This window comes from Bartonella sp. CE47NXGY (genome assembly GCF_042195415.1).
Classification (GTDB): domain Bacteria; phylum Pseudomonadota; class Alphaproteobacteria; order Rhizobiales; family Rhizobiaceae; genus Bartonella.
In genome coordinates, this window is the sequence record NZ_JBHIOI010000058.1 from 1 (window position 1) to 4,787 (window position 4,787).

Annotated in this window: 8 protein-coding genes; 3 read left to right on the top strand and 5 right to left on the bottom strand. The window is 41.0% G+C overall.

Annotated elements, in window-relative coordinates:
* From ACFIL3_RS08990 to ACFIL3_RS09000, 3 genes are all read right to left on the bottom strand, one after another.
* Positions 1-236 (bottom strand): phage tail assembly protein (locus ACFIL3_RS08990; protein WP_375682107.1); only part of this gene is annotated, 236 nt, incomplete at its 3' end.
* 1 nt (position 237) lies between these two features.
* On the bottom strand, positions 238-744 hold the full coding sequence (locus ACFIL3_RS08995; RefSeq protein ID WP_375659760.1) for a phage major tail tube protein: 507 nt from the start codon (positions 742-744) through the stop codon (positions 238-240).
* Positions 744-1,955: a phage tail sheath subtilisin-like domain-containing protein gene (locus ACFIL3_RS09000; protein WP_375682108.1), complete on the bottom strand. Its 1,212-nt coding sequence runs from the start codon at positions 1,953-1,955 to the stop codon at positions 744-746. The genes ACFIL3_RS08995 and ACFIL3_RS09000 overlap by 1 nt, the downstream gene beginning before the upstream one ends.
* A gap of 384 nt (positions 1,956-2,339) precedes the next feature.
* On the opposite strand from ACFIL3_RS09000, the gene ACFIL3_RS09005 reads away from it, so the two are divergent.
* Together ACFIL3_RS09005 and ACFIL3_RS09010 are read left to right on the top strand one after the other, a co-directional pair.
* On the top strand, positions 2,340-3,092 hold the full coding sequence (locus ACFIL3_RS09005; protein WP_375654143.1) for an antA/AntB antirepressor family protein: 753 nt from the start codon (positions 2,340-2,342) through the stop codon (positions 3,090-3,092).
* Entirely contained in the window at positions 3,089-3,367 is a 279-nt protein-coding gene (locus tag ACFIL3_RS09010; RefSeq protein ID WP_375627783.1) for a hypothetical protein, read from the top strand. Before ACFIL3_RS09005 ends, ACFIL3_RS09010 begins: the two co-directional genes overlap by 4 nt.
* A gap of 47 nt (positions 3,368-3,414) precedes the next feature.
* Here ACFIL3_RS09010 and ACFIL3_RS09015 read toward each other — a convergent pair whose 3' ends face one another.
* A complete protein-coding gene (locus ACFIL3_RS09015) occupies positions 3,415-3,744 on the bottom strand; it encodes a HigA family addiction module antitoxin (RefSeq protein ID WP_375627782.1) in 330 nt (109 codons plus the stop codon).
* 30 nt (positions 3,745-3,774) lie between these two features.
* Entirely contained in the window at positions 3,775-4,050 is a 276-nt protein-coding gene (locus ACFIL3_RS09020; protein ID WP_273791641.1) for a type II toxin-antitoxin system RelE/ParE family toxin, read from the bottom strand.
* A 119-nt stretch (positions 4,051-4,169) separates the two neighbouring features.
* Between ACFIL3_RS09020 and ACFIL3_RS09025 the strand changes: the two genes are divergently transcribed.
* Positions 4,170-4,349, top strand: coding sequence for a hypothetical protein (locus ACFIL3_RS09025; protein WP_375627011.1), 180 nt, complete (start codon positions 4,170-4,172; stop codon positions 4,347-4,349).
* The last annotated feature ends 438 nt before the right edge of the window (positions 4,350-4,787 follow it).

Here is a 4,787-nt window from a genome sequence, read left to right on the forward strand (position 1 = left end):
GACTCCAAAATCTCTCCAATGCTCGACAAGTCATTAATATCGAGTTCTCCAACCGCTTCATGTGCCCATCCAGAAAGGCGTGCGATCATAGCAATTGTTTGCTCTATGCCTTCTTTTTTGTCGATTGCTTGCACATCTTTTGTTTTGGGGCGCTGTAAAGTAATTTCGGTGTGCTCTTTTCCTTCAAAAGTAACAGGTATCAATAATTTATGTGTAATGCTTGTTTGTACGGTCATTTTATAATCCTATATTTTCTCTATGGTCTGCGAGTTGATTGACGCCATTGAATTTTCTCACCAAGTTGAGGACGTCTATCTCAACGATTTCAACGTCCTTCTGGACATATTTGAAATATTGCAATGTGAAGGTAGTTGTGGATGTTGCTTTGCTGCCTGGTTGCCATTCTGCCATTTCAAAGCCTTTGCATAGTCCTCTCATGGTAATGACAACACCTTCTGCTGGTGTGCCTTGCGCTTGCATTGAACTTCGTAATGAAATGTCGACATCAGTGCGCCCTAAGAGTGCCATTAACTCTGGAGAGCAATCAGAAATGGTCATGCTAAGCGTGAGGGTTTCAAGACCAAGGTCAACTTCAATGGAGCTATCCATGCCACCGCCGCGATAACTTTCAACGACCAAGTTCAAATTCGGTAATGTTACGCTTTCACATTTTGCTTGATAGGGAATACCGTCGACAAAAATGTTAAAATATTTCAAAACTCTTGGTAAAACGGGGATAGCCATTAAAAAATCTCCTCTAAATAATCATTCACAATGCGTGAACGGAACGTGATATGTTCTGCGGGTGTTGTGGGGGTGAATTCGACATTGAAATAGACTCTACCGCTTTCAATAGCGCTTGCTGTATTAAGCTCTAGATCAGGCGTACAGCGCCCACCAAGAATGGCGCCTTGTGCTTTCAAATCACGCAAATAGGCATTGACGCTTTCACTGACATCATTCATGTAGGTTTTTTTGATATTGCGGTCGACAGCCCATAGATGCCCGCGCAAAATGGCATCATTGATCATATCTGCGGTGCGTACTACCGATAAGAAAGCAAATTTTGTATCACTTGAAAGGGTGCGATTACCCCAGAGGCGATAGCCGTTTTCCCGAATAATGGTTGTGATGTTTTGTTCATTGAGAAGGTTGGCGCGGCTTGATCGATCACCAATGGAAAAATCAATAGGGCGCGCAGTTCCCACAATGCCATTAATCACTTTATTGGAAGGAGAATGCCAAAAACCGTGTGTAAAATCAGTTTTGGCAATGACACCAGCAACCGCTGCACTTGCCGGCTGTTCTATAGTTTTTCCATCACGATTCACCTTTACAAATGGATCAATAAGAATGACGCGTTTTGAATCAAAATCCTTTGCTGTGCTAAGAGCGGCTTCATCTGTTGTGTTGGGTGCATCAAGCACCACAATGGCGCGCAAACGCTCGGCAATGCCAATCAATTCTGCTGCTACGGGGTTGGCAGTTGCACCCGTTCCATTCTCTTCAATATTTACACTGGAAGGGCGCTGATGTGTAAAGCCTGGAGCAATCAGAATGCGTGGTGTTTGTCCTACAATGGATTGTGCTCCAATGAAAGCATGAACACCTTCATAAGCACCATTTGCGTTTACACCCCCTAGAATATTGGTGAGAGTCGCATTTTCGTTGTCACCCTCGTTCACGCGTACGACAACGACAATAGCCCCCACTTGCTTGAAAATAAGATCAAGGGCATTGGGTAAGGTCCCTTGACGCTTCCCCGTTTTATCCAGTTTTGCAGCTTGTGAAAGAGAGCCTGCTACCAAAACGGGTGTGTTGAGAGGGAAGGCTTGTTCATCGGCATCGGGTGCTGTGCCAACAATCCCGATAACTGCCGATTGTACCGCGCGAAGGGGTCGGGTGCCGTCGTCAACTTCAACGACTTCAACACCGTGTAGAAAACCTGTTGCCATTTTATACTCCTTTAAATGGTTGGCTAATGAAATGAATGGGAAAAAAATGAGGGGGGTGATTGCTGTATTTGTTAGACCGGCATGATGATAAAAAATTATCGAAAATAGCTTGACATTATTTATGCAATGTGTATTTTCGAATCAGGTGCTTGAAAAACACCTTAAAGCAACTAGCGGATGGATTGCCGAAACAATCTCTTCTCCGCCAACTAAAAGTTTTGACTCATTGTATGTTACACGCATATAATGGCATTGTCGGGTGTGGTTACGCTATACAATACCCTTTATGGGAAAGGCATAACGACGGGCTAGTTGCCGTGTTTTTCAGCGCCCGGCACTCTCTTTAGAGTGTCAATGAAAAACATCTAACAACTAGGAGTTCACATGAACACTCTTATAGAAATTACAGAACAAGTCATTGATGGCGATGCGATTCAGACAGTAAATGCACGTGATCTACATGCGTTTTTAGGAGTAGGTAAAAAGTTTGCAGACTGGATTACTGAACGCATCAACAAATATGATTTTGTCGAAAACAGAGATTATATAGTTTTTCCCAATTTTGGGAAAAACCTCCAAGGTGGTCGTCCCTCTAAAGATTATGCTCTCACTTTAAGTGTAGCCAAAGAACTTTCTATGGTGGAGAACAATAAGAAAGGTAGAGAAGCTCGTTTATATTTTATAGAATGTGAAAAACGTGCAAAACAAGTAGCAACACCACGAATAGATCTTGCCAATGCATTGGAAAATCCTCTTACGATTAAACAGCTCCTTTTAGAGAGTATCAATCAATTAGAAGACTTAAGAAATGAGGTGAGTACACTCAAGCCTAAAGCAGAAGCTTTAGAAGGCTTAAAACGCTCTGATGGTCTGTTTGGTCTTATCGAAGCCGCGAAGATGTTAGAAGTACGACCAAAAGATTTAACGGATTACTTGCGTAAACATGATTGGGTCTATCGACGTGCTCCGGGGGCGCCTCTGTTACCTTATCAGGATAAAATCAAGAAAGGCTTTATGGACTGCCCTGCTATCACCATTCAAAGACCAGATGGTACAGAAAAGGTGCTCCCTTCAACGAAAATCACCTCCAGAGGATTGGCATGTTTAAGAGAGCAAATCCATGGAGGTGTGCAATGAAGATAGATACCAATTTCTTATGCGATTTGTGGTTGGCATTATCTCAATTTTCTAGACATGAAAATATGAATGATAAAGATTGTACAGCTCTGGTTGATACTATGAGTGTCATAGAAAAAGCTTTAATTTTAAAACTTCAAGATGAGATGCCAAGTATACTTAAAATCTTAATAGTTCTAACAGATTTTGGTGATTCAGAACTGCCGCATAGCATGGATCCTTTATTGCGCGCTTATGAACCAGATTTCGAGAACCCTATTAAAAAGGTTGCTTAAGTTCAAAAACATGACTTATCTCCTCGTCTTTAAGGGCGGGGAGAAGGTTACGAATGGCTATGTTCCATTTGCGTATTCATTTCGCTAGCTGTTAGTGTTGGAATAGAAGAGACATCAATGTCCCTCAAGGCATGCCATGTATCATAATTGGCTTGAAGCTGTAGCCAAAGGGCTGGTCCATTTCCTAACAATTTACCAATGCGAGCTGCTGTTACGGCTGTGACTGGACGTTCTCCTTTAAGGATACCGTGCAAGTGCTGGCGTGATATTTGAAGAATCCTAGCAATTTCGGTTTTGCTTGCATTTAAATGTTCTAAGGATTCAGCTAAAATTTCTCCTGGATGAGAAGGACAACGATTAGGATTACGTGTGGTCATGGATAGTTTCCTTTACAAATCTTAAAACCTTCAGTGGTATTGCTCTAGATCAACATGGTAAACGTGTCTGTCTTTAAATTCAAAAGTGATACACCAAGGACCATTGATATGAATTGTGTAGCGAGTTGGAGTAAAGCCTTTAAGCATATGAAAATTATAACCTGGTACATTGATATCACTAACTTGAGAAGCAGCGTCAAGGGCATCAAGACGGCGAATAATACGCTGTTGAAGCCTGCTATCAATCTTACTTTTTCCTGTTTCCCAGAGAGATTGGAGGTCTTTATTTTTAAATGTTTTGATCATAGCAAACTCAACAACTTTATTTTAAGTAAGATGTAATGTATTAAGTGACAATTGTCAACAAAAATGTTACAATTTAATATGATTGATGCCAACACTGTGGAACTACAAGAATTTAAGAAATGAATATCAAACCAATTCGTACAGAGAGAGATTATCAAGAAGCTTTAGAGATTGTGTCTGCAATGTTTGATAAGCAGCCAGAAGTTAATACTCCAGAATTTGATAGAATGAAAACTCTTGTTTTGTTAATTGAAGCTTATGAAACAGAACACTATCCTGTTTCTCCACCTCATGCGTAAAGAGAAGAATAGGTGCATGGAGGGGATAAATTTGCACGTTAACATCAAGGATTTTACAAACATACCAACGGCTGTCTGATCAAATATTGCTAAAAACTTAGATCCCTTGCCATTCTTAATAAAGTGAATACGAAGTTTAAATTCTATTGTCATTTTGCTCTCCAAATTAATGAAGAGACCATAACAATCATCTACACTCTCTCATAAGCCTGACACTGTCAGTAAAAAAGGGCTTTAAAGGGGACTTTATAAGAAGAAACTATACAGTTTATAAGCCATCAGACAATAAGTGTCCGTTTAGAAACTATCATTGTTTTTTATACCTGCATAAACCATTCATTCTTTCCATAATCTTATGAGGACAGCGCCATCAGCTCCAGCGCCGCTTGGAGAGGAATCTCCATGAGAGCCAGCACCTCCGCCCCCAAAACCACGCCC

Excerpts from the sequence above, each read along its gene's own strand:
- ACFIL3_RS08995 (WP_375659760.1), bottom strand. The coding sequence starts at position 744 with ATGGCTATCCCCGTTTTACCAAGAGTTTTGAAATATTTTAACATTTTT.
- ACFIL3_RS09000 (WP_375682108.1), bottom strand. The coding sequence starts at position 1,955 with ATGGCAACAGGTTTTCTACACGGTGTTGAAGTCGTTGAAGTTGACGAC.
- ACFIL3_RS09005 (WP_375654143.1), top strand. The coding sequence starts at position 2,340 with ATGAACACTCTTATAGAAATTACAGAACAAGTCATTGATGGCGATGCG.
- ACFIL3_RS09010 (WP_375627783.1), top strand. The coding sequence starts at position 3,089 with ATGAAGATAGATACCAATTTCTTATGCGATTTGTGGTTGGCATTATCT.
- ACFIL3_RS09015 (WP_375627782.1), bottom strand. The coding sequence starts at position 3,744 with ATGACCACACGTAATCCTAATCGTTGTCCTTCTCATCCAGGAGAAATT.
- ACFIL3_RS09020 (WP_273791641.1), bottom strand. The coding sequence starts at position 4,050 with ATGATCAAAACATTTAAAAATAAAGACCTCCAATCTCTCTGGGAAACA.
- ACFIL3_RS09025 (WP_375627011.1), top strand. The coding sequence starts at position 4,170 with ATGAATATCAAACCAATTCGTACAGAGAGAGATTATCAAGAAGCTTTA.